General features: G+C 73.9%; 23 protein-coding genes. 12 read left to right on the top strand and 11 right to left on the bottom strand.

Features of this window, described 5'->3' with window-relative positions; translation table 11 throughout:
* The 4 genes from DQ244_RS02760 (at window position 1) to DQ244_RS02775 (ending at window position 4,923) form a co-directional block, all read left to right on the top strand.
* The gene (locus DQ244_RS02760) at window positions 1–1,002 is read left to right on the top strand and encodes an ATP-binding cassette domain-containing protein (RefSeq protein ID WP_113810608.1); all 1,002 of its coding nucleotides are present in this window, start codon (window positions 1–3) and stop codon (window positions 1,000–1,002) included.
* Entirely contained in the window at window positions 999–1,805 is an 807-nt protein-coding gene (locus DQ244_RS02765) for an ABC transporter permease (RefSeq protein ID WP_113809920.1), read from the top strand. Before DQ244_RS02760 ends, DQ244_RS02765 begins: the two co-directional genes overlap by 4 nt.
* 64 nt (window positions 1,806–1,869) lie before the next feature.
* Window positions 1,870–3,927, top strand: a complete 2,058-nt coding sequence (locus DQ244_RS02770; RefSeq protein WP_113809921.1) for a M3 family metallopeptidase — start codon at window positions 1,870–1,872, stop codon at window positions 3,925–3,927.
* 69 nt (window positions 3,928–3,996) lie between these two features.
* Window positions 3,997–4,923, top strand: a complete 927-nt coding sequence (locus DQ244_RS02775) for a DUF5996 family protein (RefSeq protein ID WP_113809922.1) — start codon at window positions 3,997–3,999, stop codon at window positions 4,921–4,923.
* Window positions 4,924–5,025: 102 nt separating this feature from the next.
* On the opposite strand, the gene DQ244_RS02780 is transcribed toward DQ244_RS02775, so the two are convergent.
* Together DQ244_RS02780 and greA are read right to left on the bottom strand one after the other, a co-directional pair.
* The gene (locus DQ244_RS02780) at window positions 5,026–5,358 is read right to left on the bottom strand and encodes an RNHCP domain-containing protein (RefSeq protein ID WP_233491130.1); all 333 of its coding nucleotides are present in this window, start codon (window positions 5,356–5,358) and stop codon (window positions 5,026–5,028) included.
* Between the two features lie 8 nt (window positions 5,359–5,366).
* The gene (gene greA / locus DQ244_RS02785; protein ID WP_113809924.1) at window positions 5,367–5,870 is read right to left on the bottom strand and encodes a transcription elongation factor GreA; all 504 of its coding nucleotides are present in this window, start codon (window positions 5,868–5,870) and stop codon (window positions 5,367–5,369) included.
* 245 nt (window positions 5,871–6,115) lie between these two features.
* Here greA and mca point away from each other — a divergent pair, with 245 nt between their 5' ends.
* Together mca and DQ244_RS02795 are read left to right on the top strand one after the other, a co-directional pair.
* A complete protein-coding gene (gene mca / locus DQ244_RS02790) occupies window positions 6,116–7,003 on the top strand; it encodes a mycothiol conjugate amidase Mca (protein WP_113810609.1) in 888 nt (295 codons plus the stop codon).
* Complete coding sequence (locus DQ244_RS02795; RefSeq protein ID WP_113809925.1) at window positions 7,000–7,332, top strand: hypothetical protein; 333 nt, start codon at window positions 7,000–7,002, stop codon at window positions 7,330–7,332. Before mca ends, DQ244_RS02795 begins: the two co-directional genes overlap by 4 nt.
* A gap of 25 nt (window positions 7,333–7,357) precedes the next feature.
* Here the strand turns inward: DQ244_RS02795 and DQ244_RS02800 are convergent, their stop codons facing one another.
* Window positions 7,358–7,924, bottom strand: a complete 567-nt coding sequence (locus DQ244_RS02800) for a hypothetical protein (RefSeq protein WP_113809926.1) — start codon at window positions 7,922–7,924, stop codon at window positions 7,358–7,360.
* A 402-nt stretch (window positions 7,925–8,326) separates the two neighbouring features.
* Between DQ244_RS02800 and DQ244_RS02805 the strand changes: the two genes are divergently transcribed.
* Both DQ244_RS02805 and DQ244_RS02810 read left to right on the top strand, forming a co-directional pair.
* Window positions 8,327–8,830, top strand: a complete 504-nt coding sequence (locus DQ244_RS02805; RefSeq protein WP_304556545.1) for a hypothetical protein — start codon at window positions 8,327–8,329, stop codon at window positions 8,828–8,830.
* 42 nt (window positions 8,831–8,872) lie between these two features.
* Window positions 8,873–10,123 carry a geranylgeranyl reductase family protein gene (locus DQ244_RS02810; RefSeq protein WP_113809928.1) on the top strand — a complete coding sequence of 417 codons (1,251 nt, stop codon included), beginning with the start codon at window positions 8,873–8,875 and terminating at the stop codon, window positions 10,121–10,123.
* Between the two features lie 6 nt (window positions 10,124–10,129).
* Here DQ244_RS02810 and DQ244_RS02815 read toward each other — a convergent pair whose 3' ends face one another.
* On the bottom strand, window positions 10,130–10,720 hold the full coding sequence (locus DQ244_RS02815) for a rhomboid family intramembrane serine protease (RefSeq protein WP_113809929.1): 591 nt from the start codon (window positions 10,718–10,720) through the stop codon (window positions 10,130–10,132).
* A 6-nt stretch (window positions 10,721–10,726) separates the two neighbouring features.
* A complete protein-coding gene (locus tag DQ244_RS02820) occupies window positions 10,727–11,542 on the bottom strand; it encodes a hemolysin III family protein (RefSeq protein WP_113809930.1) in 816 nt (271 codons plus the stop codon).
* Between the two features lie 137 nt (window positions 11,543–11,679).
* On the opposite strand from DQ244_RS02820, the gene DQ244_RS02825 reads away from it, so the two are divergent.
* The 4 genes from DQ244_RS02825 (at window position 11,680) to DQ244_RS02840 (ending at window position 15,694) form a co-directional block, all read left to right on the top strand.
* Window positions 11,680–12,459 carry an isoprenyl transferase gene (locus DQ244_RS02825; protein WP_113809931.1) on the top strand — a complete coding sequence of 260 codons (780 nt, stop codon included), beginning with the start codon at window positions 11,680–11,682 and terminating at the stop codon, window positions 12,457–12,459.
* Window positions 12,460–12,481: 22 nt separating this feature from the next.
* Window positions 12,482–13,699, top strand: coding sequence for a DUF885 domain-containing protein (locus DQ244_RS02830; RefSeq protein WP_113809932.1), 1,218 nt, complete (start codon window positions 12,482–12,484; stop codon window positions 13,697–13,699).
* Window positions 13,700–13,741: 42 nt separating this feature from the next.
* Entirely contained in the window at window positions 13,742–14,074 is a 333-nt protein-coding gene (locus DQ244_RS02835) for a hypothetical protein (RefSeq protein WP_199580119.1), read from the top strand.
* A gap of 324 nt (window positions 14,075–14,398) precedes the next feature.
* Window positions 14,399–15,694, top strand: coding sequence for a PhoH family protein (locus DQ244_RS02840; RefSeq protein ID WP_113809934.1), 1,296 nt, complete (start codon window positions 14,399–14,401; stop codon window positions 15,692–15,694).
* 87 nt (window positions 15,695–15,781) lie between these two features.
* On the opposite strand, the gene DQ244_RS02845 is transcribed toward DQ244_RS02840, so the two are convergent.
* From DQ244_RS02845 to fliR, 6 genes are all read right to left on the bottom strand, one after another.
* The gene (locus DQ244_RS02845; RefSeq protein ID WP_113809935.1) at window positions 15,782–16,696 is read right to left on the bottom strand and encodes a type IV toxin-antitoxin system AbiEi family antitoxin domain-containing protein; all 915 of its coding nucleotides are present in this window, start codon (window positions 16,694–16,696) and stop codon (window positions 15,782–15,784) included.
* A gap of 165 nt (window positions 16,697–16,861) precedes the next feature.
* A complete protein-coding gene (locus DQ244_RS02850; RefSeq protein WP_233491131.1) occupies window positions 16,862–17,119 on the bottom strand; it encodes a hypothetical protein in 258 nt (85 codons plus the stop codon).
* Window positions 17,116–20,016, bottom strand: coding sequence for a hypothetical protein (locus DQ244_RS02855; RefSeq protein ID WP_147251453.1), 2,901 nt, complete (start codon window positions 20,014–20,016; stop codon window positions 17,116–17,118). The genes DQ244_RS02850 and DQ244_RS02855 overlap by 4 nt, the downstream gene beginning before the upstream one ends.
* Entirely contained in the window at window positions 20,003–22,048 is a 2,046-nt protein-coding gene (gene flhA, locus DQ244_RS02860) for a flagellar biosynthesis protein FlhA (protein ID WP_113809937.1), read from the bottom strand. Before flhA ends, DQ244_RS02855 begins: the two co-directional genes overlap by 14 nt.
* A gap of 92 nt (window positions 22,049–22,140) precedes the next feature.
* Entirely contained in the window at window positions 22,141–23,289 is a 1,149-nt protein-coding gene (locus tag DQ244_RS02865) for a flagellar biosynthesis protein FlhB (protein ID WP_113809938.1), read from the bottom strand.
* The gene (gene fliR / locus DQ244_RS02870) at window positions 23,289–24,053 is read right to left on the bottom strand and encodes a flagellar biosynthetic protein FliR (RefSeq protein WP_113809939.1); all 765 of its coding nucleotides are present in this window, start codon (window positions 24,051–24,053) and stop codon (window positions 23,289–23,291) included. The genes DQ244_RS02865 and fliR overlap by 1 nt, the downstream gene beginning before the upstream one ends.
* Between the last annotated feature and the right edge of the window lies 1 nt (window position 24,054).

The following is a 24,054-nucleotide window of genomic DNA, read 5'->3' on the forward strand; positions in this document are numbered from 1 at the left end:
ATGACCGACGCGATCGTGGTCGAGGGGCTGGCAAAGCGCTTCGGCGCGACCACCGCCCTCGACGGAGTGGACCTCACCGTGACCGAGGGCTCGGTGCTGGGGCTCCTCGGCCCCAACGGCGCGGGGAAGACGACGGTGGTGCGGATCCTCACCACGTTGCTCCTCGCCGATGCCGGCCGCGCCGAGGTGGTGGGCCTGGACGTGGTCCGCGACGCCGATGCGGTGCGCGCGGCGATCGGGCTCACCGGCCAGTACGCCGCCGTGGACGAGTACCTGACCGGCTTCGAGAACCTCGAGATGGTCGGCCGGCTCTACCACCTGCCCAAGGCGGAGGCGCGGTCGCGCGCCGGTGAGCTGCTGGAGCGGTTCGACCTCTCCGGCGCCGCCGACCGGCCGGCCAAGACCTACTCGGGAGGCATGCGCCGGCGGCTGGACATCGCCGCCTCGCTGATCAACCGCCCGCGCATCCTCTTCCTCGACGAGCCGACCACCGGCCTCGATCCGCGCAGCCGGCTGGCGATGTGGGAGTTCATCGCCGAGCTGGCCGACGGCGGGACGACGATCCTGCTCACGACCCAGTACCTGGAGGAGGCCGACCGGCTGGCCGACCGCATGGTCGTCATCGACCGGGGCCGGGTCATCGCGCGGGGAACGGCTGACGACCTCAAGGCGCAGGTCGGTGGTCAGCGGCTGGAGTTCACCCTCAGCCGGGCGCTGGACCTGCCGGAGGTGGCGAAGCGGCTGCGTCCGCTCGCCGTCGAGGACGCGCGGATCGACGAGCAGACCCGGCGGCTGAGCCTCCCGGTGCACGGCGGCACCGAGGTGCTCGCCGAGTCGCTCCGGCTGCTCGAGGGCAGCGGTGCCGAGGTGCTCGACGTCGGGCTGCGCCGTCCCGATCTCGACGACGTCTTCCTCACCCTGACCGGGCACGCCGCTGACGACGCGGTGACCCGGGGCGACACCCAGGCCGAGCCGGCACCCGCCGCAGGAGGAACCCGATGACCGCGCTGGCCATGGCCGTCTCCGACAGCCTCACCATCACCCGGCGGAACCTGATCAAGGTCAAGCGGGTGCCCGACCTGATCGTCTTCGCGACGCTGTCGCCGATCATGTTCGTGCTGCTGTTCCGCTACGTCTTCGGCAGCGCGATCCCCGTGCCCGGCGGTCTCAGCTACGCCGAGTTCCTGCTGCCCGGGATCTTCGCCCAGACCGTGGTCTTCGGCAGCACGATCACCGGTGCCAGCCTGGCCGAGGACCTGCAGAAGGGCCTGATCGACCGCTTCCGCTCGCTGCCCATGGCCCGCTCGGCGGTGCTGGTCGGTCGGACGGTCGCCGATCTGCTTCTCAACGTCCTGACGATCGCCGTCATGATGATCACCGGCTTCGTGGTGGGGTGGCGCATCCACACCTCCGTCGGGGAAGCGGTTCTCGGCGTCCTCCTGCTGCTGGCCTTCGCCTACGCGATGTCGTGGGTGATGGCGTTCGTCGGGCTGCTGGTCCGGACGCCGGAGGTGGTGAACAACGCCAGCTTCATCGTGATCTTCCCGATCACCTTCATCGCCAACACGTTCGTGCCGATCGACAACTTCCCGTCGGCCCTCAAGACGTTCGCGGAGTGGAACCCGGTGTCCGCGGTGGTCCAGGGCGCCCGGGAGCTGTTCGGCAACGTGGTCCCGGGGGCGCCGGAGCCCACCGGGTGGGCGCTGCAGAACCCGGTGCTCTACGTGTTCATCTGGGTTGCGATCTTCCTGGCCGTCTTCGTGCCGCTGGCGGTGCGGACCTACCGCCGCACCGCGGGCCGCTGACGACGGACCCCGCGGGCGGGACCGGCGCGCGCCGGTCCCGCCCCGGGGCGCAGGATGGACGGCGATGAGCACCGCTGACGCCCTCTCCGACGACAACCCCCTCGCTGCGCCGTCGGAGCTGCCGTTCCGGCTGCCCGCCTTCGCCGACATCACCCTTGAGCACTGCCGCGAGGCGCTCCTGGCGGGGATGGCCGCCCAGCGGCGCGAGGTCGCCGGCATCGTGGACTCCGCCGAGGCACCGACGTTCGAGAACACGATCGTGGCCCTGGAGCGGTCGGGTGCCCTGCTCGACCGCGCCTGGTCGGTGTTCGGCAACCTCTCCTCGTCGGTGGCCACCCCGCGGCTGCGCGAGATCGAGCGGGAGATCGCCCCGCTCGCCGCCGCGCACGACGACGCGCTGCGCCTGGACCCGGCGCTGTTCGCCCGGGTCGACGCCGTGCACGCCGCCCGGGAGACCGCAGGCCTCGACGCGGAATCGCTGCGGCTGGTCGAGCGGTACCACCTCGACTTCGTGCTCGCCGGCGCCCGGCTGGACGACGCGGGCCGGGCCCGCCTGAGCGAGCTCAACCAGGAGCTGTCGGAGCTGTCTACGACGTTCGGGCAGAACCTCCAGCTGGCGACCGAGGCCGCTGCCGTGCAGGTGGCCGACGCCGCTGAGCTCGACGGGCTCGGCGAGGAGGAGGTGGCCGCCGCCCGGCGCGCCGCCGCCGACCGCGGCCTCGACGGCTTCCTGCTCACCCTGGTGCTGCCCACCGGTCAGCCGCTGCTGGCCAAGCTCCGCGACCGGGAGCTGCGCCGCCGGGTGTTCGAGGCGTCGACGACCCGCGCCGCCGGGGGAGAGCACGACAACCGCCCGGTCGCCGAGCGGATCGCCCGGGCACGGGCGGAGCGGGCCCGGCTGCTCGGCTTCGGCTCGCACGCCGAGCTGGTCCTCGCCGACCAGACCGCGGCCACCACCGCGGCTGTCGACGGGATGCTGGGCTCCATGGTCCCGGCGTCGGTGGCCAACGCCGAGGACGAGGCGGCGGTGCTCCGCGATGCGGCCGCGGAGGACGGCGTGGAGCTGGCCGCCTGGGACTGGGCGTACTACAGCGAGCGGGTGCGGGCCGAGCGCTACGCCGTCGACACGGCGGCCCTGCGGCCGTACTTCGAGCTGGACCGCGTGCTGGTCGACGGCGTCTTCCACGCAGCCGAGCTGCTCTACGGCTACCGGTTCACCCCCCGCCCCGACCTCGCCGGCTACCACCCCGACGTCCGGGTCTGGGAGGTCAGCGACGCCGACGGCGCCGAGGTCGGGCTCTACCTCGGCGACTTCTTCGCCCGCGAGGGCAAGCGCGGCGGGGCCTGGATGAGCTCGTTCGTCCGGCAGTCGGCCCTGCTGGGGACGAAGCCCGTGGTCGTGAACAACCTGAACGTCTCGCGGGCACCCGAGGGTCGGCCCACGCTGCTGACCCTCGACGAGGTCAACACCCTCTTCCACGAGTTCGGGCACGCGCTGCACGGCCTGAGCTCGGCGGTCACCTTCCCGCGGTTCTCCGGCACCAGCGTGCCGCGCGACTTCGTCGAGTTCCCCAGCCAGGTGAACGAGATGTGGGCGCTCTGGCCGGAGGTGCTGCGGCACTACGCCCGGCACGTGGAGACCGACGAGCCGCTGCCGCAGCAGGTGGTCGACGCGATCGACGCCGCCCAGCTCTGGGGCGAGGGGTTCGGCACGCTGGAGTACCTGGCCGCCACCCTGCTCGACCAGGCCTGGCACCGCATCACGCCCGAGACCGAGATCGGCGACCCGGTGGAGTTCGAGGCCCGTGCCCTCCGCGAGGCCGGGGTGGCCTCGGAGCTGGTGCCGCCGCGCTACCGGACGACCTACTTCCAGCACGTCTTCGCCGGGGGCTACTCGGCTGGTTACTACTCCTACATCTGGTCGGAGGTCCTGGACGCCGACACCGTGGAGTGGTTCCGGGAGAACGGCGGTCTCCGCCGGGAGAACGGGGACGTCTTCCGCGAGCGGCTCCTCGCCGTCGGCGGCTCGGTGGACCCGCTCGTCGCCTTCCGGGCGGTGCGCGGACGCGACGCCGACCCGGGCCCGCTGCTGCGCCGTCGGGGGCTGGCGCCGGTCGCCTGACCCCGTCGCGGACCGACCGACGCACCCGACGCCGCGCCGGGCACCCGGCGCACTCCCAGGAGGTACCCGATGGAGCTGTTCCCGCCGATCCCCTACGCGGGGTGGTCGGACACCCTGGCCACGGTCCACCGGTTCGCGCAGGTGGTCGGCCGGGTGCGGCTGCTGGCCAGCCCGCGGCGCAACCACTGGTGGAACGTGCCCTTCCACCTGACCGGCCGGGGGATCACGACCCGGCCCATGGGTCTGGACCCGACGTTCACCATCGACCTGGACCTGCTCGACCACCGCGTCGACGTGAGCGCCGTCGACGGGCGGCGCGCCTCCTTCGGCATGGTCGGGCGGTCGGTGGCGTCGTTCCACCGGGAGCTGCAGGACGCCCTGGCCGCCGTCGGCGTCTCGGGCGTCGACATCTCCGGGGCGCGCCCGTTCGACCTGCCCGACGCCGACCGGCCCTTCGCGCAGGACACCGAGCACGCGAGCTACGACCCGGCGGCGGTGACCCGCTACTGGCAGGTGCTCAGCCAGGTCAACGTCGTCCTGGAGGAGTTCGCGGGCCACTTCTCCGGCAAGACCAGCCCGGTGCACCACTTCTGGCACACGTTCGACATCGCCGTCACCCGCTTCTCCGACCGGGTGGTTCCACCGGCCGAGGGCACCGATCCGGTGACCCGGGAGGCCTACTCCCGCGAGGTGGTCAGCTCGGGGTTCTGGTTCGGCGACCCGACCTACCCCGACCCGGCGTTCTACTCCTACACGTCGCCGGAGCCCGCCGGGCTGGCCGACGCCGAGCTGCCCGCCGGCGCGACGTGGCTGGAGCGCGGCGCCAGCCACCTCGCCGTCCTGCCCTACGACACGGCGCGCGCCGCCGACGACCCCAGGGCCGCGGTGTCGGACTTCCTCGAGGCCGCCTACCTCGCCGGAGCCACCCGGGCCGGGTGGGACGTCGAGGGGCTGGCCTGCCGGGACGGGATCACCGACCCCGCGCGCAGGGCCTGAGCCGGCGCGAGCAGGTTCGCGCTCTGCGGGCCGTCCTCGTGCTGTGCGGGTCCTGCAGGCCCGCAGAGCACGAGCAGCACCCGCAGAGCGAGCGGCCGCGGGTCAGAGCCAGGGGAGCGAGAGGACCAGGTCCAGGTCGTCCGGGGCGTCGCCGTCGCGGACCAGCCGGTTGGGCTGGCGGTGGCCGCACGCCGTGCAGCGGTGCACCACCTGCCAGCCCTTGCCCGACTTCTCCACCAGCCCGATCGGCTCCATGGGCTGCCGGCACCCGCTGGCCCGGTCGCCCGGCAGCTCGTCGACGTGCAGGGACCACAGGCAGTACGGGCAGTGGTTCCGGTAGTGCCCGTCGCTGTTGGCCGGCACCGGTGCGCTGCAGTGCACGCACGGGAAGCCGGTGTTCTCCGCTCGCCGGGAGCGGGCGCGCGGCGCGGTCACCCGAGCGGTCAGGGGACGAACGGCTCGATGCCGACGACCTCGACGGTGATGTCCTTCCCGTTGGGGGTCTGGTACGTCACCTTCTTGCCCGGCTTCGCGCCCATGATCGCCGCACCCAGCGCCGACTCGGGGGAGTAGACGGTCAGGTCGGTCGTGCCCGCGATCTCGCGGGAACCGAGCAGGAACTTCTCGGTGTCGTCGTCGCCCTCGAACCGGATGGTGATGACGGTGCCGACGCCGGCGTCGGTGACCTTCGTCGGGGGCTCACCCACGTGCGACTTGCGGAGCAGGTCGGTGAGCTGGCGGATGCGCGCTTCCTGCTTGCCCTGCTCGTCCTTGGCGGCGTGGTAGCCACCGTTCTCCTTGAGGTCGCCCTCCTCGCGGCGGGCGTTGATCTCCGCGGACATCGCCGGACGGTTCGCCACCAGCTGGTCGAGCTCGGCCTTGAGCCGGTCGTGGGCCTCCTGGGTCAGCCAGATGCCCTGGTCCTGCTCGTCAGTGGGGGTGGACACGGGGGAGAACTCCTGGAACGTCGTGGGTGGCGGCCCGGGTGGGCCGCCGCTGGTCGATCCGGCCAAGCTAACACCGCCGATCGGCGCGGTGCATGGATCCGGCGCGTGTGCCGGGCAGCGGAACGGTCCCGTACCGGCACGGAACCGGCCCTCCGGGGCGCCCGTCCGGGTGGTCTCCGGCGAGGGATGGGCCACACCTCGGAGGCATCCGTCATCACCGCGGCCCGGCGAGGGACACTGTGCGGGTGACCCAACCCGACCAGCTGCGCCTGCTCGCCGTGCACGCACATCCCGACGACGAGTCGAGCAAGGGTGCCGCCACGATGGCGAAGTACGTCGCCGAGGGCGTTCGCGTGATGGTCGCGACCGCCACCGGTGGGGAGCGGGGCTCGGTGCTGAACCCGGCCATGGACCGCCCCGAGGTGTGGGAGCGGCTGCCGCAGATCCGCGCGGAGGAGATGGAGCGCGCCCGCGAGATCCTCGGGATCGAGCAGGAGTTCCTCGGCTTCGTCGACTCCGGCCTGCCCGAGGGCGATCCGCTGCCGCCGCTGCCCGAGGGCTGCTTCGCGCTGGTCCCGGTCGAGGAGGCCGCAGCACCCCTCGTCGCGCTGATCCGCCGGTTCAAGCCGCAGGTGATCACCACCTACGACGAGCGTGGTGGCTACCCGCACCCGGACCACATCAAGACCCACGAGATCTCGGTGCACGCCTTCGAGGCGGCCGGCGATCCCGACCGCTACCCGGAGCTCGGCGAGCCCTGGCAGCCGAGCAAGCTCTACTACCACATGAGCTTCACGCTGCCCCGCACGAAGGCGCTGCACGAGGCGATCCTCGCGACCGGCGCCGAGTCGCCCTACGCGGAGTGGCTGGCCAACTGGGACCCGGCGCACGACATCTCCCACCGGGTCACGACCCGGGTGCCGTGCGCGGAGCACTTCCCGGTGCGGGACGCGGCGTTGATCGCGCACGCCACCCAGATCGATCCGCTGGGCCGCTGGTTCGCCTGCCCCGTGGAGACCCAGCAGGAGGTGTGGCCGACCGAGGACTACGAGCTGGCCCGCTCCCTGGTCGACACCGCCACCCCGGAGGACGACCTGTTCGCCGGCATCCGCAGTGAGGTGACCGTCCGATGACCACGATTCTCGCCGCTGCCGGCGACCAGATGCCCGAGGACGTCGGCAAGGCCGGCCCGCTGGGGCTGCTGCTCATCGTGCTGCTGCTGATCGCCACGGCCCTGCTGGTGAGGTCGATGAGCGGGCACCTCAGGAAGCTGCCGCGCAGCTTCGACCCGGCCGACCAGGAGCCGGCGATCCAGGTCCCCGACGACATCTCGGAGCTGGACCGGCCCCGCCCGCAGCCGGGTCAGGAGCTGCTGGACACGCTGCGCAGGGCGCCGCTGGCCATCGAGCCGCCGCGGCGCGACGGCGACGACCGGACGGGCGGTCCCGCCGAGCGCGGGTGACCCGTCCGGCCGCCGCCGGGTGCTCCTACCAGCGGTGGGCGACGTCGACGACCATGCGCGGGCCCTCGCCGGACGCCGCGACGCCCGGCAGCACGAACACGCGGAACGGCAGCCGGGCGCGCACCCCGAGGGCCAGGGTCGTGCGGCCCTCGAAGGAACCGGCCCACGCGACCTGGCGGAAGGTCGTGTAGCCGGAGACGTCCACGACCTCCGTGCGGCTGGGCGGCGCGTAGGTGGCGTCGCCGTGCTCGTCGTAGGCGGGTGCGCCGATCACGACCTGCAGGTCGGCCGCGCCGCGGACCGGCACCGACCGGCCGGAGCCGTCCTCGCGGACGCCTGCCACGTAGCTGACGTCGTAGCTGCCGAACCGGGTGTCCTGGCCGTTCAGGTCGATGACGAGGCGGTCGAAGCACTGGTGGCGACCGGCCCGGACGTCGTGGACCATCTCGCGGTCCCCCGTGGTCGCGGTCTTCGCCGTCGACCCCCACGTGATCCCGCAGTACGGCGCGGCGTGCGCCGGGGCGGGTGCCATCACCACGGCCACGGCCGAGGTGAGGAGGGCGACGAGCGGGCGGTGGATGGAGCGGATCATGGCGGCCTCCCTGGCGCGCGATCGACGCGGCTGCGTCAGCTGCAATGTCCGCCGACACGGCCACTACCACCACGGGTCGCCAGGGTCATACATTGCCGATCCTTCGGCGTGTCGCTTGTGCAGAGCTGTGGCCTGCGGCGAGTCGTTCACCTCCGGTGCCTGGCGGATCCCGCCCTGCAGCGGGCGGACCACCACGGGTGCCCGTCCGCTGAGGGCGTAGCCGCGAGGGTCCTCGGATCGGTGAGGGCGAATTACCGTGCAAGCGTGTAATCAACACGTCGCCCGCTGGAGGTCAGCATGCGTGGACACCGTTCTCCCGACCAGTTCCCCTTCGCCGCTGGAGGGCTCGGCGCCGGCCGCGGCAGGGGAGGCCGCGGCCGCGGGGCGGAGGCGCCGCCGCCGGTGGATCGCACCGAGCTCGCCGGCTGGTTCGCCGGACGTCTGCCGGACGGCTGGTTCACCGGGCCGGTGGAGCTCACCGTCGACCGGGACGAGATCACCGTCGTCGGCACCCTGGTCGAACCCGAGGCGGGCGAGGGGGACGTCGACGCGGCGCGGACCGGGCGCATCGAGCGCTTCCGGGAGGAGACCCGCCGCGAGCGCATGGCCGTCGCCGACGCCGCGCAGCAGCGGTACGGCCGCTCGGTGGCCTGGGGCGCCGTCTGCGGCGGGACGCGACGGCTGTTCACGCACGCCTCGGTGCCGGTCATGACCCGGCTGCGCCAGCCCGAGCGCCTGGTGCTCGACACGCTCGTGGACGCCGGGGTGGCCCGCTCCCGGTCCGAGGCCCTCGCGTGGGCGGTGCGGCTGGTGGGTCGCAACGCCGACGCCTGGCTGAGCGAGCTGCGGGCCGCGATGACCGCTGTCGAGGAGGTCCGCGCCCGGGGGCCGCAGCAGGAGGACTGAGCGGGTGCTCGCCCCGACGTCCCGACCAGGGACACTGGGGCGGTGACCCCCGTGCCCGCGCCGTCCGCGACCGACGTCCTGGTGGTCGGCGCGGGGCCGGCGGGCTCCTCGGCCGCCGCCTGGGCGGCCCGCGCCGGGCACGACGTCGTCCTGGCCGACGCGCAGGTCTTCCCGCGCGACAAGACCTGCGGCGACGGCCTGACCCCGCGGGCGATCGCGGAGCTCGACCTGCTGGGCCTGGGGGATTGGGCGCGCTCGAAGGCCCGCAACCGCGGGCTGCGCGCCGCGGGCTTCGGGCGGGAGTGGGAGCTGCCCTGGCCCGGCGGGAGGTTCCCCGACCACGGCAGCGCCGTGCCGCGCACGGAGCTCGACGCCCGCATCCGGCAGGTCGCGGTCGAGGCTGGAGCCCTGCCCCTGGAAGGGGCCCGCGCGGTCGACGTCGAGCGGGACGGCGAGCGCGTGACCGGCGTCGTCTTCGAGCTCCCCGACGACAGCCGGGTGACCGTCGGCTGCCGTCGTCTGGTGGTCGCCGACGGCGTCCGGTCGCCGCTGGGCCGGGTGCTCGGGCGGACCTGGCACCGCGACACCGCCTACGGGGTGGCGGCACGCAGCTACGTCCGCTCGGGCCGCAGCGACGACGAGTGGATCAGCTCGCACCTGGAGCTGCGCGGCACCGAGGGGGAGCTGCTCTCGGGGTACGGCTGGGTGTTCCCGCTGGGTGAGGAGGCGGGGGAGGTCAACCTCGGCGTCGGCACGCTCGCCACCTCGAAGCGCCCGGCCGGGGTGCAGCTGAAGTCGCTGCTGGAGTTCTACGCGGAGAGCCGTCGCGACGAGTGGCAGCTCGACGGGCCGGTGCGGGACGTGACGTCCGCCCTGCTGCCGATGGGCGGCGCGGTGTCCGGGGTGGCCGGCCGCAACTGGGCACTGATCGGTGACGCCGCCGGGTGCGTGAACCCGCTCAACGGCGAGGGCATCGACTACGGCCTGGAGACCGGGCGGAACCTGGCCGGGATGCTGGGCGAGGACGACTGGACGACGGCGTGGCCCGCGACCCTGCGGCGGCACTACGGGGAGGCGTTCTCCATCGCCCGGCGGCTGGCCGGTCTGCTGACGGTGCCGCGCTTCCTGCCCGCGGCGGGGCCGGTGGGCATGCGCTCCCGTCCGCTGATGACGGTGGCGCTGCGGGTGATGGGCAACCTGGTCACCGACGAGGACCGCGACCTGACCGGCCGCCTCTGGCGCCTCGCAGGCAAGGCCTCGGTGAAGCTGGACCAGCGCACGCCGTTCAGCTGAGCCGGTTCAGCGGCCGAGGGCCGGACGCCGAGGGCGGGCGAGGACCCGGGCCGCGAGCACCCCGCCCAGCGCGCCGAACAGGTGTCCCTGCCAGGAGATCCCGGGGCTCGGCAGCAGCCCGCCCAGCAGCGTGCCGCCGTAGACGATCGCCACCAGGAGGCCGATCGCGAGGTAGTGCAGCCGCCGGTCGAACAGGCCACGGGAGACCAGGTAGGCGGCGAACCCGAAGACGACGCCGCTGGCCCCGATGTGCAGCGAGCCGTCGGAGCCGGACAACCACGTGCCGAGCCCGCTCACCAGCGTGACGATCACCGTGACGGCCAGCAGGCGGGCCAGCCCGCCGATCGCCACGACCGCGCCCAGCACCAGGAGCGGCACCGTGTTGCCGGCCAGGTGACCGAAGCCGCCGTGCAGGAACGGGGCCAGGACCACGCCGGTCAGCCCGTCGACCTCCCGCGGCTCGATGCCCAGCAGGTCGAGCCGCCCGCCGAGGACGACGTCCACGATCTCGGCCACCCACATGACGCCGACCAGCACCGCCAGCGTGAGCAGTGCGGCCCGGCGGTCCTCCCGTGGCGACGTCGCCTGGCGGTCCATGCCCCGTCAGCCCACGAACGGCGAGTTGAAGACCGCGAAGTAGACGGCGATGTAGTGGCAGATCGCGGCGACGACGGTCATCGCGTGGAACACCTCGTGGTAGCCGAAGACCTGGGGCCACGGGTCCGGCTTCTTGAGCCCGTACGCGACGCCGCCGAGGGTGTAGAGCACGCCGCCGACGGCGAGCAGCACCATCGAGGTGATCCCGGCGATGTGCAGGATGTCGGTCAGCACGAAGACCGCCACCCAGCCCAGGCCGATGTAGAGCGGCACGCCGACCCAGCGCGGCGCCGTGGGCCAGCTCATCTTCAGCGTGACGCCGGCCAGGGCGCCGGCCCACACGAAGGCCAGCACCCAGTAGCCGGTGGGCTGGTCGACGGCCAGCAGGGCGAACGGGGTGTAGGTGCCCGCGATGAACAGGAAGATCATCGAGTGGTCGAGCCGCTTCATGATCTTCCAGCCGCGCGGCGACCAGCGGCGGCGGTGGTAGAGGGCGCTGATGCCGAACAGGCCGCAGATCGTGAGGCAGTAGACGGCCACCGACCAGCCGGCCCGCGCGCCCTGGACCGCGGCGAGCGGGATGAGCACGGCGCCGGCGGCGATCGCGCCGAAGAACGAGAAGAGGTGGATCCAGCCGCGGGCGCGGGGGCGCGTGTCGGGGTGGGTCCAGTCCGAGTCGGCGAAGTCGGTGGCGTCCCAGGCGCGCTCGACCTGCTCGCCCTCGGCGACGACCGTGGCGACGGCCTCCTGCGCCGGCGCCTCGAGCTCCGATCCGTCCACCTCCACCCGGACGGTGTCGTCGCCGTGGGGAGAGACGCTCATGCTGCGAGGTTACGGAGACGTAGGTACGCCGTCATCCGGACGTGCCTGTGAGCTTCCTGCCAACGGCCCCGTCCCGAGGCTCGCCGCGAGCTCGCGAGTGGTGAGGTGGACGGGGTCCTTTCACTAGGGTGACCCGCGTGGGGGTGCGTCGGCAGGTTCGGGACGCGCTGACCCGGGTGTACGAGCGGCGCCTCGCGCGCGCCCTGGTGGACGCCGAGGTCCCCCGGCACGTCGGCGTGATCATGGACGGCAACCGGCGCTGGGCCCGGGCGATCGGGCTGGACGACGTCGCGCACGGGCACCGCCGGGGCGCGGACAAGATCGTCGACCTGCTCGGGTGGTGCGACGACGCCGGCGTCCAGGTGGTCACCCTGTTCATGCTCTCCACCGACAACCTGCGCCGTCCGGAGTCCGAGCTCGAGGCGCTGCTGGGCATCATCGAGGACGTCGCCGTCGACCTGTCCCGGCCGGGGCGGCCCTGGCGGGTGCGCTCCATGGGGGCGCCCGAGGTCCTCCCGTCACGCACCGTCGGGATCCTGGAGCAGGCCGAGCGGGACACCTGCGACCGCACCGGGGCGACGGTGAACCTCGCCGTCGGCTACGGCGGCCGGCAGGAGATCGCCGACGCCGTCCGCTCGCTGCTGGCCGAGCACGCCGAGCGCGGCACCTCGCTGGAGGAGCTGGTGCAGGCGCTGGAGGTCGAGCACATCGCCGAGCACCTCTACACCCGCGGCCAGCCGGACCCCGACCTGGTCATCCGCACCAGCGGCGAGCAGCGGCTGTCGGGCTTCCTGCTCTGGCAGACGGCGAACACCGAGTTCCACTTCACCGACGTCTACTGGCCGGACTTCCGGCGGATCGACTTCCTGCGCGCGCTGCGCGACTACTCCGCCCGGCACCGCCGCTTCGGCGGGTGACCGCGGCTGCGAAACTGCCCCCATGACCGCCGGAGCCCTCGACATCGCCCTCGAGTACGTGCGTCTGGGACTGCGCTTCGACCGCCTGGAGGCCGGGTTCGTCGACGCCTACACCGGGGACCCGCGGATCCGGGCGCAGGTGCTCGACGAGCCGGCGCCGACGCCGCAGCAGCTGCGGGACCGGGCGCGGGCCCTGCTGGGCGAGCTCGACGCCGCCGGCCTGCCCGAGGACCGGGCGGACTTCCTGCGCGGGCAGCTGACCGGTCTGGAGTGCAGCGCGCGGAAGATGAGCGGGGAGCCGGTCGGCTTCGTCGAGGAGGTGCACCGCTACTTCGAGGTCGACGTCGAGCTCGGCGACGAGGCGGAGTACGCGGCGGCGCACGCCGAGCTGGATGCCCTGCTGCCCGGCGACGGCACGCTGGCCGAGCGCTACGCCGCGCACCGCCGTCGCGAGGAGTGCCCGCCGGACCGGCTGGAGGTCGCGGTGCACGCGCTGTCCAGCGCGCTGCGCGACCGGGTGCGCGGCCAGTACGGGCTGCCCGAGGTGGAGACCGTCCGCTACGAGGTCGTGACCGACAAGCCGTGGTCGGGCTTCAACTACTACGAGGGCGGCTTCCGGTCCCGCGTGGCCATCAACGCCGACCTGCCGCACCGGCTCTCCCAGCTGCCGCACCTGGTGGCGCACGAGTCCTACCCGGGTCACCACACCGAGCACTGCCGCAAGGAGCGCGGGCTGGTGGAGCGCACCGGCCGCGTGGAGCACACCGTCTTCCTGGTCAACACCCCCGAGTGCCTCATGGCCGAGGGGCTGGCCGACCTCGGTGTGCAGGCCGCCATCGGCGCCGGCTGGGGACCGTGGGCCGCGGAGATCCTCGGTGACCTGGGCCTGCGCTTCGACGGCCACCTCGCCGAGCGCGTCTCGGCGGCGGCCGGACCGCTGAACCGGGTCCGGCAGGACGCCGCGGTGCTGCTGCACGACCGGGGCGCCGACGCCGACGAGGTCAGCGCGTTCCTGCAGCGCTGGTCGCTGGTCAGCCCCGAGCGGGCCCGCCAGCAGATCCGCTTCCTCACCGACCCGCTGTGGCGCGCGTACACCTCCACCTACGTGGAGGGCTTCGCCCTGCTGTCGCGCTGGCTGGACGCCCGTCCCGCCGAGCAGGCGGTCGCCGACCGGTTCCTCCGCCTGCTCGACGAGCCGCTGACCCCCCGCCGGGTCACCGCCGAGCTCCGGGCCGCCTGAGCCGTGTCGCGCCGGTCGCCTGGACAGGCCAGGTTCCTCGGGTTGTGGTCCGCGGGCTGGCTGGCGCTGCTGCTGGTGCTCGGGATGCTCCGGTTCGGCGACCCCGCGGTGCAGTGGCCGGTGCTGCTCGTGCCCGCGCTCTGGGCGCTGATCGCGCTGCGGCCGCGGCGTCGCTCCCGGATGCCGGTCGTCGAGCGGGACCGGCCGTCCCGGCGCCGCCCGGAGCCGGCGGAGGACGAGTTCCCGTGGGACGACGAGGTCGCCGACGACCGGCCCTACGACGAGCCGACGCTCCCGCCGGGCACCCGCACCGACACCGTGGAGCGCCCCGCGCTGCGCCGTCGCCAGGACCCGTACGACGACGACCGGTGGTGAGCGGGGAGTCCTGACGCCGTCGTCCACCGTTGCTGCCGGCGGCTCGGCCGCGGGCCCGGTCGGGAGGCGCGCGCACCGATGGGTCGGGTGTGACGCCGGTTACCCCGTTGAGTGAACTTCAGGTACCGACCGGGTCGGTGGGGGCGCCTTTGTCGGTGGGCGGCCTTACCGTCCGGAGTGGAAGGCGAGGTGTCCTCGCCGTCCACGGGAGGCCCGGTTGGTGCTGACGAGTTCGTCGACCAGGGGGGCCGGTACCCGGCCTCCGCGCCGGGGCCCGGCCACCAACGATTCGGGGCGTGCCGTGCGCCCCACGGGAGTCGATCCGTGACCACTCGCCGAACGTTCGTCCTCGACACCTCCGTCCTGCTCTCCGACCCGCGGGCGCTGCTGCGCTTCGGGGACGCCGACGTCGTGCTGCCGCTCGTCGTCATCGGCGAGCTCGAGGACAAGCGCAACCACCCCGAGCTCGGCTGGTTCGCCCGCCAGACGCTGCGGATGCTCGACGACCTGCGGGTCACCCACGGCCGGCTCGACGCCCCGGTGCCGATCGGTGAGGACGGCGGCACGCTGCACGTCGAGCTGAACCACAGCGACCCGTCGGTGCTCCCGGCCGGCTTCCGCAACGACAGCAACGACTCGCGGATCATGGTGGTCGCGCTCAACCTGCGCGCCGAGGGCCGCGACGTCTGCCTGATCACCAAGGACGTGCCGCTGCGGGTCAAGGCGGCGGCGGTCGGGCTGGACACCGACGAGTACCGCGCCCACGACGTCGTCGACGCCGGGTGGACCGGCATGGCCGAGATCTCGATCGACGACGCCGACCTCGACGCCCTCTACGACAGCGGCGAGGCGTTCCTCCCGGCGGCGGCGGAGCTGCCCACCCACACCGGGCTGGTGCTCCTCTCCTCCCGCGGTTCCGCCCTGGGGCGGGTGACGCCGGACAAGCAGGTGCGGCTCGTCCGCGGCGACCGGGAGGCGTTCGGCGTGCACGGCCGGTCCGCCGAGCAGCGGATCGCGCTGGACCTGCTGCTGGACCCCGAGATCGGGATCGTGTCGCTGGGTGGCCGCGCCGGCACGGGCAAGTCGGCGCTGGCCCTGTGCGCGGGGCTGGAGTCGGTGATGGAGCGCCGGGCGCACAAGAAGGTGGTCATCTTCCGGCCGCTGTACGCCGTCGGCGGCCAGGAGCTCGGCTACCTGCCCGGCGGCGAGGGCGAGAAGATGTCGCCCTGGGCGCAGGCGGTCTACGACACGCTGGGGGCGCTGGTCTCCAAGGAGGTCCTCGACGAGATCGCCTCGCGCGAGCTGATCGAGGTGCTGCCGCTGACTCACATCCGCGGCCGGTCGCTGCACGACTCGTTCGTGATCGTCGACGAGGCGCAGTCGCTCGAGCGGGGCGTGCTCCTCACCGTGCTCTCGCGGCTGGGCACGAACTCGCGGGTCGTGCTCACCCACGACGTCGCCCAGCGCGACAACCTGCGGGTCGGCCGGCACGACGGCATCACGGCCGTCATCGAGAAGCTCAAGGGGCACGTGCTGTTCGCGCACACGACCCTCACCCGGTCCGAGCGCTCGCCGATCGCGGCCCTGGTCACCGAGATGCTGGAGGACCTGCCGCTCTGACGTCGTCGCCCGCTCTGCGGGTGCTCCTCGCGTCCGCGGCTCCGCCAGGTCCCGCAGGGCACGAGGAGCACCCGCAGAGCGCCGGCGTCACACCGGCGGCCGGGCCCGCTCCCGCGCCCGCCGCAGCCTGGCCGCCAGGCGGTGCGGCGCCTCCAGGTCCGACCACCCCCAGCGCACGACGCCCCAGCCCTCGGCCCGGACGGCGTCCTCCCGGAGCTTCTCGCGGTGCACGGCGTCGCCGGCCGTCTCGCCCGGGCGCCGGAGCCGGCCGTACTTCACCCGGCCGTCGAACTCCCCGACGAGACGGTCCTCCGGCCAGGCGAAGTCCGTCCGGGCCACGAGGAGACCCGCCGGCGACCGGACCTCGAACTGCAGCTCGGGGACCGGCAGCTTCCATCGGGCGAGGGCCACCCGGCTGCGCGACTCGCCCACGCTCTCGCTCCGGCCGTCGGCGAAGGCGACCGCACGCGCCGCGGCCCGGCTGCCCGGGGACCCGACGACGTCGAACAGCCGGTCCCGGAGCTGCTCGGCGCCCAGCATGCCGCGGTGCAGCGCCGCGTCGAGGGCGACGACCGCGAGCTCGTGGGGCAGGGAGCGGGCCAGGTCGAGCAGCGTCCGGGCGGCGTTGGTCACCCGGACGCCGGACACCTCCACCACCTCGTCGTCGCGGAGCCGGGCGACGTGGCAGCAGAGCACCGAGCTGCGGTGGGTGCCGGCGCCGGGCGTCCGTGTGACGTGCACGCGGTCGAGCGGGACGTTCCACAGCGGCAGTCCCAGCAGGACCGCCGCGGACTGGTGGCTCACCACGGCCGCCCGCCGCACCTGGGCCATGGTCGCGTGCACCAGGAGCGCGTGCCGCTCGCCCGCGGGGACCTCGTGGGCGTACGCGCCCCGTCGCACGCGGGACAGCTCGCCGGTCCGGAGCGCACGCGCGAGCTCGTCGTCGGACCAGCCCTGAGCCAGTGCCTCACGGCGGAGGAGGAGCGGGGGAGTCTCGTGCATCCGCCCACGGTCGGGTCCGCGGGGAGTCCGAGGCCAGGTCAGGCGCGCACCTGTGCACGGGCGGGCCGGCTGTGGACGGCCGCTCTGGTGGTGCAGCTCGCGCTCGAGACGCCCTGCACGACCCGCAGGGCACGAGGAGCACCCGCAGAGCGCGGCCGGACCAGGTCAGGCGGCGGACGGCTCGTGCTCGTCGTCCTTGGTGACGACGGGTCGCGGAGCCGGGCGCCGTTTCGGCGTCGGCGCCGGCTTCGGGGGCGCCAGCACCGCGCGCACCAGGGCCACCACGGCCCAGCCCGCGAGCAGGCACCACGGCAGCTTGCTCACCATCTCCTCGGTGGTGAAGTCCCCGCGCAGCCCGAGGGCCAGCACCGGCAGAGCCAGCACGAACCCGACGAGGAGGACGTCCCAGCGCAGCGGGTTCATGCCTGCGGGTCCTCCAGGCGCTCGCAGAGCAGCGAGGCCCAGCGGTGCGGGGTCGCCCGGACACCGTCGAGGAGGGCCACGGGCACGGTGAGGCGGCGCAGCACGGCGGCCGGGTCGGCGCTGAGGTCGGTGTCCTGCACCGCCAGCGCGTCGACACGGACCAGCCCGTCGAGCCACGCCTCGACGTCCTCGGGCTTGCGGGTGGCCTCGACGACCGCCCACACCGCCGTCGGCGACCAGGCGGAGAGCATCTGCTCCATCCAGAACGCGTCACCGCGCAGCGGTGCGTCGACGGCGACGATCGTGGGGCTGCCGCTCCCGGCGGTCTCCTGGCGGCGCTCGACGGCGCCGTCGACGGTGGTCACGCGGACGGCCCGCGGCGCGAGGCCGGCGAGGTCGCCACGGGTCGCCCACTGCACCCGGTCGGGGTCCAGCCGCAGGGTCGCGGCCAGGGACTGCGCGGCGCGGAGGGTCTCCAGGCCCGGGCCCACCACGAACAGCACGTCGCCGGCGCCGGCCGGGGGCCGGGGCACCTCGGGGAGCGACCCGGCCAGCGCACGGGTGAGCGCCGCGTAGGTGCCGTCGGCGGCGACCGCCTCGGCGAACGCCTCGCCCAACAGCTGCGCGGGCAGGCCGAGGGCGGTCAGCCGGGCCACGATCGCGTCGGCGGCGCGGACCGCGGCCGGGACGACGGTCTCGTCGGCGTCGTCGCTGTCGTCCAGCTCGGGCATGTCGGGCACGTCCGGGCCGGCCATGAGCGGGGCGACCGGCAGCCGGGTGACCGTCGCCAGCGCCCGCGGCGGGCGGACCGCGCGCGGCGCCGGTGCAGGAGGCGCGGTGTCCTCGCCGTCCGACGGGAGCTCGGTGTCCGCCGGCGCCGGCCGCTCGGCCCGCGGGCGGGACGGCGGGACGGCGGGGCGACCGGTCGAGGGCGGCACCGGCGGCAGTCCGCGGCCGCGGGACCCGGAGCGCGCGGGCAGCACCGAGATCCGCGGCATGACCGTGGTGGCGTCCATCGACATCGTCAGGGGTGCGGGGTCGCTCGCCGTGCGGGCCAGCAGCGGGGCGAGCTCGTCCACCTCGGGGGCGGTGGTCCCGCCCGCGGCGTCGGAGGTGGCCTCGGGGGCCTGTGCGACGGCGGGGGTGGGCTCCTCGACGACGGGGGCGGCGGTGGACACCGGCTCCTCGACGGGAAGCTCCTCGGCGGGGGTCTCCTGGAAGAGCGCCGTGGTCGCCGGCGCCGGCACCTCCGCCACGGGGGCGGGGTCGGTCAGGACGACGTCGGCCCAGATCGGGGCGTCGGTGCGGGAGACCGGGGGAGCGGCCGGGGTCGCCGGCTCGCCCCAGAGCGGGGTGCCCGTGACGACGGGCGCGGGGGCGTCCCAACCCAGCCCGGAGCCCGCCGGGACGGGGGCGGGGAGCCCGAACAGCGAGTGGTTCGAGGAGACCAGGTCCCAGCTCGGTGCCGGCTCGGTCACGGCCGGGGCGAACAGCGACGATCCGGCGACGGGCGCGGCGGTCTCCACCACGGCCAGGGGAGCGACCGGGGGCGCGACCGGCAGCTCGACCGCCACGGGGGTCTCGACGACGGGGGTCTCGGCCACGGGGGTCTCGACCACGACGGGAGCAGTCTCGACCGTCTCGACCGGCTCGACCGGCTCGGCCAGCGCCTCCTGCGGGGAGTCGCCGGCGAGCATCTTGCGCAGGATGCCGGCCAGCGCCTCGTCCGAGTGCCCCTGGGCCAGCGCGGAGCGCAGGGCCTCGGCGATCTCCTCCTGGCGGGTGGAGGGCGCCGGGGTGGCGATCTCCTCGGCGGCCGCCCACGTGGGGTCGACGGGCGCCGGCGTGCTGGTGGAGGGCGCCGTGACGACCTGTTCTCCCACGGTGGACTCCTCCTGGTGCACGGTCGTGGACCGCATCGATGGATCAGCTGAACGGATGGCCGCGGCCAGGGACGGTCGGGGTGCCGGGGGCTCCGGCGTCCCGACCGGGTGCTTCTCGTCGCGCACGACCGGCTCCGGCGTGGTGCGGACCGGCTCCAGGAGGGCTGCCGGTGCCTCCTCGACGGCTGGGGCCGCCTCGGGGGCCGGGACGCCCGGCTCCTCGAGGGCCTGGGCGACGGCCTGCCGCACCTCGCGGTCGCCGGCCACCATCCGCGCGAGCGCGGCCGTGAACGGCGACGGGGCGCCCGGGGCCTCGAGGGCCGCGGCGAACGGGGAGGGAGCGGGGCTGCTCTGCTCGCGCGGCGCGGGGGCGGTGGAGCGGGAGCCCTTGGTCGACCCGGCGCGCGGGAACGAGGCCCGAGGGGCGCCGCCCGTCGCGGGGGAGTCCTCTGCCGGTGCCCGGGGGGCCGACGGCGCCGGCGAGGACGCCGTCGAGGAGGAGGAGGTGGCCGGGAACGACGGCTTCCGGGAGGCCTGGGGCGCGGACCACGAGGACGACGTCGGTGCGGCGGCGCGCGGCACGGCGGCCGGCAGGTTGCCCAGCAGACCGGCGAGCTCGTCGAGCCGCTCGTGGTCGGCGGTCGCGGTCGGAGCCGGGCGGGCGCCGGTCGCCGGGCCGCGGTCGGTACCGGCCGAGCGGGCTGCCTCGGCGGCCCAGGCGGCGGCTCCGTTGCGGGCCGGGGCGGTGGCGCGCGCGCGGGCGGGCGCGGCGGAGGCCAGCGGCGACTCGAACGAGCTGACGGGGGTGGCCTGGGCCGACCCGGCCGACGGCGCCGGGGCGCCCGGCCGGCCGAACTGGTCGGCGACCTCGGCGACGTAGCGCTCGGTCGTGAAGAACCCGAGCACCCCACCCGAGCGCACCCGGCGGACGCCGACCACGCGCGCGTGCGGGCCGAACTGCTCGCGCGCGGCGGCGATCGCGTCGTCGCGCGTGGCGGCCTCAACGGATCGCAACGGCACCGCTCACCACTCCCAGCGACTCGATCTGCGCTGTCCGGGACACCTCCGAGTAGGAGATGACGGGCAGCCGGGGAAGAATTTGGCGCATCAGGCGCGACAGGGCGGCGCGGACCTGCGGCGAGCAGACGAGGACGGGCGAGAGGCCCGAGCGCTCGGCCTCCTCGAGCATGCCGCTGCAGCCGGAGACGAGTGCGTCCACCGCGCCGGCGTCGAGGGCCAGGACGGCGCCCATGTCGGTCTGGCGGACCGCCTCGAGGAGCCGCTGCTCGAAGCCGGGCTCGAGGGTGAACACGTGCAGTCGCTCGTCCGGGGTGACGTAGGGCTGGCTGATCGCCGCGCCGAGCGCCGACCGGGCCGCCTCGACCAGACCGTCGAGTTCGGTCGAGGACTTCGCACGCACAGAGAGTGCCTCGAAGATGCGGACGAGGTCCCGGATCGACACACCCTCGCCGAGCAACGCGTGCAACACGCGTTGCACCTCTCCCAGCGTGAGCAGGGCGGGGGTGAGCTCCTCGACGACGACGGGGTGCGAGCGGCGCACCATCTCCACGAGGAGGCGGACGTCCTCCCGGCCGAGCAGGTCCGCGGCGTTCTGCCGGACGACCTCGGCCAGGTGCGTGGTGATGACCGACGAGCGGTCGACGACGGTGGCGCCGGCCATCTCGGCGGCGCGCTGCAGCTCCGCGGGCACCCACTTGGCGGCCAGGCCGAACACCGGCTCGCGGGTGGGCTTGCCGGGCAGCCCGTCGAGCGCGTCCCCGATGGCGAGGACGGTGCCGGCGGGGGAGCTGCCCTTGGCCACGGGGACGCCGTTGAGCCAGACCACGTACTGGGAGGACGGCAGGTCGAGGTTGTCGCGGGTGCGGACCAGCGGGATGACCAGGCCGGTCTCCATGGCGACCTTCCGGCGCAGCGCCTTGACCCGGTCGAGCAGGTCGCCGCCGCGGGCGGTGTCGACCAGGTCGACGAGGTCGAAGGCGACCTCGAGCTCCAGGGGGTCGACCCGCATCTTCTCCGCGATCGCCTCGGGGGAGTCCGGCGCCGGCTCGTTCTCGGCGGCCTCGGCGGCGGCCTCGGCGTCCTCGTCGATCTCCTCGGCGTCGGTCATCCGGCTGGCGAGGACCAGGAAGAGCGCACCCACGAGCAGGAAGGGCAGCTTCGGCAGGCCGGGGATGAGGCACAGGGCCAGGGAGGCGCCGCCGGCGATGCGCACCGGCTGCTTGAACCGGCCCAGCTGGGCGATCAGGTCGGTGCCCATGTCGCCCTCGGTGGCCGAGCGCGTGACGATGATGCCGGTCGCGGTGGACATCAGCAGGGCCGGGATCATCGAGACCAGGCCGTCGCCGACGGTCAGCAGCGAGAAGGTCGACACGGCCTCGCCGGGCGCCATGCCCCGCTGCATGACGCCGATCGCGAAGCCGCCGATGAGGTTGACCAGCGTGACCACGATGCCGGCGATGGCATCGCCCTTGACGAACTTCGAGGCACCGTCCATCGAGCCGTAGAAGTCGGCCTCGGCGGTGACCTCCTGGCGGCGCTTCCGGGCCTGCTTCTCGTTGATCAGCCCGGCGTTCAGGTCGGCGTCGATGGCCATCTGCTTGCCGGGCATCGCGTCGAGGGTGAAGCGGGCGCCGACCTCGGCCACCCGGCCGGCACCATTGGTGATCACGACGAACTGGACGATCGTCAGGATCAGGAAGATGACCATGCCGACGATCAGCGAGCCGCCGATCACGATGTGGCCGAAGGCCTCGATCACCTTGCCGGCGTAGCCGTCGGTGAGCACCAGTCGCGTCGAGGAGACGTTCAGCGAGAGCCGGAACAGCGTCGCGACGAGCAGCAGCGAGGGGAACACCGCGAAGTCCAGCGGCCTCTTGATCTGCATCGCGACGAGCAGGATGAGCAGCGAGATCGCGAGGTTGACGCCGATCAGCAGGTCCATCAGGGCCGCGGGCAGCGGCACCACGAGCATGAGGACGATGGCGACGACGCCGATCGGGACGGCGGCCTTGCCCAGCCCCTTCACTGACCCGCTCCGGGCGCTGACGACGGCTGGCTCACCCCTGCTTCATCGGCAGGCCTGGGCGCGGGTGGTACCGCCGGACCGGCGGCCGGGGGTCAGGCCGCGGTGGGGGCGCGGCGGCGGCCGGCCTTGGGCAGGTCCGCGGTGTCGGGCGCCTCGAAGCCGGGCCGGTGGAAGCCGCCCTTGACCCCCCGCGCGCCCAGGTGCATGACGAAGGCGAGCACCCGCGCGACGGCGTTGAACAGCTGCGGCGGCACCTCCTGGCCGATCTCGCAGGAGGCGTGCAGCGCGCGGGCGAGCGGGATGTCCTGGACCAGCGGGACCCGCGCCTCGGCGGCGCGCTCGCGGAGCTTCGCGGCGACCTCGCCGGCGCCCTTGGCGACCACCCGGGGCGCGCCCTTCTCGGCCTCGTACTTCAGCGCGACGGCGACGTGGGTCGGGTTGACCAGGAGCACGTCGGCCTCGGCGACCTCGGCCATCATCCGGTTCCGCGACATCTGCATCTGGATGCCGCGGCGGTGGGCCTTCATGTGCGGGTCGCCCTCGGACTGCTTGTGCTCCTGGGTGATCTCGTACTTGCTCATCTTGAGCTCTTTCATCATCTTCTTGCGGACGACGACGTAGTCGGCGACGGCGAGCACGAGGCCGGTGACGGCGACCACGCGGAACATGAGGACGGCGGAGTCGGCGAAGGTGGCCGCGACCGCCGACAGCGGCAGCGCACCGGAGGCCGACACGAGATCCTGGGCCCGGCTGCTGGTCACGATGACGACGGTGCCGAGCGCGGCGGTCTTGATCAGCGCCTTGCTGGTCTCCCAGAGCCCCTGGGTGCCGAACATGCGCTTCAGGCCGGGGAGCGGGTTGAACTTCTTCAGCGTCGGCTTGATCGGCTTGGTCGCGAAGTGCACGCCGCCCTGGGCCGCCGAGGCGCAGACGCCCACCACCAGCAGCGCGATCGCCGTGGGCAGCAGCGTGGTCAGGAACGTCATCAGCGCCTCGCCGAGCAGCGTGGTCACGTTCTCCGGCTCGGGGGTCTTCACCACCGTGCCCACGTGCACGAACAGCTCCTGGCTGGCCTCGAACGCGCTGCCCACGAGGATCGGGAGCAGCGCGCTCGCCGCGGCGACACCCAGCCACGTCCCCAGTTCCTGGGTCCGTGGGATCTGGCCTTCCTTGCGCGCCTTCTTCAGGCGCTGGGGAGTTGGTGCCTCTGTCTTCTCACCACCCGGCCCGTCCTTGGCCATCAGCCGCCACCGAAGGACGTCATGGCGCGGGCACCGTGCTCGAGCAGGGTGTCCAGGGCGGGCGGCAGGAGCGGGAAGGTCAGCCCCAGCATCGTCAGCGTGAGCATGATCTTCACCGGGAAGCCGAGGGTGAAGACGTTGAGCGCCGGTGCCGCACGGCTGAGCAGCGCGAGGGCGACGTCGGCCAGCAGCAGCACGGCCACCATGGGGCCGGCGATCTGGATGGCGGCCAGGAACATCATCGAGAACGCGGTGATGAGGACCGAGCCGATCTGGTCCACGGGCACGTCGGCGCCCACGGGCAGGCCGTCGTAGGACGTGGCGAAGCCCTTGACCATCAGCAGGTGCCCGCCGCTGGTGAACAGCAGCGTGCTGGCCAGCATGTAGTGCAGCTTGCCCAGCGAGCTGTTCTGGGTCATCGCCATCGGGTCGTAACCCGGCTGCAGCGAGAAACCGCCGGCGACGTCGAGGATGTCGCCGGCCATCTGCACCGCGGTGAACAGCACCTGGACGACGAAACCGAGCGCCGCCCCGATGACCACCTCGGTGATGGTGGCAACCAGCAGGAAGCCGGCGGTGGGCTCGGGCAGCGTCGGTGCGATCTGGGTCGAGAGCAGCACCGACAGGGCCAGGGCGAGCGCGCCCTTGACCGCCCCGGGGATGACCCGGGAGTTGAAGGGTGGCGCCAGCAGCACGAAACCGGCGGCACGCGCCGTCCCGAGGAGCAGGGCCGCGAGCGTGACTGCCGGGACCGAGAGGTCCATG

It is taken from the genome of Blastococcus sp. TBT05-19 (genome assembly GCF_003319095.1).
Lineage (GTDB): Bacteria > Actinomycetota > Actinomycetes > Mycobacteriales > Geodermatophilaceae > Blastococcus.